A 2968-nucleotide genomic window follows, 5' to 3' on the forward strand; every position below is an offset into this window, starting at 1 on the left:
CCAGGTAAATTCAGCCCGAATCGCACAACAGCAAATAGAAAAAGGAAGGTTAGGATGAGCAGACTTGGCGGGGTCACGTTGACGTGGCTTGGACACGCAACGCTACATCTGAAGACAGCCGCAGGGACATCCATCCTGATCGACCCATGGATTGACGGAAATCCTGTCTATCCTTCCGATAAAAAGAAATTCGACAAGGTCGATGTCATGCTGTTGACGCACGGACATTCGGATCACACGGGCTCTGCCCTGGATGTGGCGAAACAGCACAATCCCGCAGTGGTCTGCATGGTGGAACTTGGCGATCTACTCGAGGGACAGGGACTGAAAAGCAGGCAGCTCATCGCAATGAATCTTGGAGGAACGGTACACGTCGACGATCTCGAAATCTCGATGGTGGAAGCGCGCCATTCTTCCAGCTATATGATCGACGGCAAGCCAGTCTATGCCGGCCCCCCGGCAGGTCTAATCGTTAAGCCCGCGAATGGGCCGGTGATTTATTTCGCCGGAGACACTTCGCTTTTTGGCGACATGAAACTCATCAAGGCGCTCTATGCCCCTGAGGTTGCCGTTCTGCCGATTGGCGACTTCTACACGATGGGGCCGAAACACGCCGCAATCGCCGCCGAGTGGATTGGCGCGAAAACTGTGATCCCGATTCACTTCGGTACCTTCCCCGTTCTCCGTGGCAGGCCCGATGCTCTGCGTATGGCACTGGAAGGAAAAGGGATTGACGTGTTGGAACTTACGATTGGAGAACCGACGACATAGAAGTCTTACAGAACACGAAAAAAGCCCCGGAGTGGATCGGGGCTTTTTTTATTTACTTGTCGCTTTCCTTGCGGTGTGCGGCCCAGCGGCGCTTCTGAGCGTCGGCGATTCTCTTGCGAGCCTCAGGCGAAAGAACACGCTTGGAACGCTTGCGAGAGACGCTGGTCTTTGCTGCTGCAGCGGTTGTGCCTTTTGGGCGGCCTGGACGACGGCCGCCCACAGCTGCCGCACCCGCGAGCAGAGTGCGCGCCTGCTGGAGTTTGGCGATCTGTGCATCGATTTCGGCGATAATGCGAGAAACTTCCACGAAATTGCCTCCGTTGAATATGTCCGCGGTTGGGGGATCCAGAATAACTCTGAGCGTGCAAGGATCCGCGGATCAATGAAATTCTTCTAAGTAACAAGGATACCCAGCAGATAATATACCTGCAAATTCTTGAAATTGTACCTCAGTTACTTGGTAGTTGTTGCAGGAGTTGGTTTAGGAGCTTGTAAAGACAGCCCCGGGCCGGCCCCTTCCATCGAGTCGTAACGGGCAGGAGAGCCAAGAGCCTGATGGTGCTGTGTATGTTCGATGCATTCCTGCAGGCCATGCACGACTGCATCGCGATCCTTGGAATATTCCGAGGATAGCCGTGTTAACGCATAAGTCACGATGTCGCTGTGATGCAGATGCTGCATATTGGGACTGCGACGGAGATTCAACCAGAGACGATGAACCAGCTGGACGTCTTCCGCAGGAATGGTGGGTGCATGCGGCCCGATATGGAAGCTTTCCGCCTCGCCCTGCTGCGGCACCACGTAGAACGTGAACTGCCGCTTCGGTTCCGGAAGTGCCTCCCACGCCTGGCCGACGTGATAGGCCTGCTCCTGCGCGGTGAGCTTGCTGGAGAGGCCGGAGACTACTGCGGCGGCTTCCAGTGAGGTAGCCGTCTTGACGATCGCCGCAAAGATGTCGCCGGCCGGAACAACAAGCAGCGAGATATGTTTGCCAAAGCCTTCTGCCACGGAGACTGCCTTGGTAAACAGCATCTGCTCATGCTCAGAGAAAAGCTGTTCACTGGCATCGACATACTCCGGACCGCCCACGCCCATCATACGGGCGGCGAGTACGACGACATCCTGCTCATCAGTATCGGTGCGTGCCAGCGCCCACTTTAAGGCGAAGGGATTTGCCGCGTCACGCATAGTGACCAGAACGCAGCCGGGACGGATCTTCAGCTCTTCCGCGCCAATGTCATCGGAGTGCTCGAGTTGGAAGTGCTCCTTCATCTGGCGCTCTGCCAGTGCATGGCGGCGCTTGTTATCCCGCTCTGAGAGCGAAAAGATGATGAAGAAGACGACGGCGAAGATAATGCCGGAGACGGTCGCGATTGACTTGGTAAAGAGGTTTACGATCGCCGTGGTCAGCAAAACACAGAAGACGCTGATCAGGCCCACCGGGATTTCGGTGCGGCCAATATGCAGATTCAGCGGCACCTTCGCGCCGCGTTCGCCACGGAAACGATAGCGCAGCACCAGCATGGCCAGGGCATTGAAGGTGAACGACCAGATCACGCCGAAGGCATACGCCTCGCCAATCAATATGACGTCGCCGCGCGTGACGACAATTACCAGCAGTTGCATGCCGGTAACCAGATTCACAATGCGGTGACTGGTGCCGAACCTCCTGTGCGGTTTGCGGAACCAGTCGGTGAGAACTCCATCTTCAGCGACGCGCATCAGCACGCCGGTGGAGCCGACGATAGCTGTGTTGACTGCTCCACCGAGGATCAGGAAGCCGACGATCACGACAAAGGCGCGGAAGGCCAGCCGTAAAAACTCCGGGCCGGCCATGTACATCGCCATACCGGCAATAAGGTTGTCACGATAGACGGAGACGCGAACCTCATCCGGAATGATCATGACCGCAAGCATCGATCCGATACCTGTGAAGAGCAGGCTGTAGATGGCGATAACCATCGCCGCGCGCTTCAGGTTCTTGAGCTTGGGGTGCTCGATCTCGCGGTTGACCTGTGCCAGCGACTCTTCGCCGGACATCGCCAGCACGGAGTGGCCGAAGGCCATCAGGATACCGAAGAGGCCAAGGGTCTGGGCGAAGTGAGTGCCTTTGAGGAAGCCGAGCGCGGAGTCAGAGAAATGAAGATTCGACGGCGTGGGCAGCGGTGGAAGATGAGCTCCACGATGGACTGCGGTC

At 56.7% G+C, this 2968-nt stretch carries 3 protein-coding genes; 1 reads left to right on the plus strand and 2 read right to left on the minus strand.

Features of this window, described 5'->3' with window-relative positions:
* Positions 1-54: 54 nt before the first annotated feature.
* Positions 55-771 carry a metal-dependent hydrolase gene (locus tag AB4043_RS20710; protein WP_442299934.1) on the plus strand — a complete coding sequence of 239 codons (717 nt, stop codon included), beginning with the start codon at positions 55-57 and terminating at the stop codon, positions 769-771.
* A gap of 52 nt (positions 772-823) precedes the next feature.
* Here the strand turns inward: AB4043_RS20710 and AB4043_RS20715 are convergent, their stop codons facing one another.
* Both AB4043_RS20715 and AB4043_RS20720 read right to left on the minus strand, forming a co-directional pair.
* The gene (locus AB4043_RS20715) at positions 824-1078 is read right to left on the minus strand and encodes a hypothetical protein (protein ID WP_442299933.1); all 255 of its coding nucleotides are present in this window, start codon (positions 1076-1078) and stop codon (positions 824-826) included.
* Between the two features lie 146 nt (positions 1079-1224).
* On the minus strand, positions 1225-2968 hold a 1744-nt coding region (locus AB4043_RS20720), incomplete at its 5' end, for an APC family permease (RefSeq protein ID WP_442307956.1).

This window comes from Terriglobus sp. YAF25 (assembly GCF_052113305.1).
GTDB lineage: Bacteria > Acidobacteriota > Terriglobia > Terriglobales > Acidobacteriaceae > Terriglobus.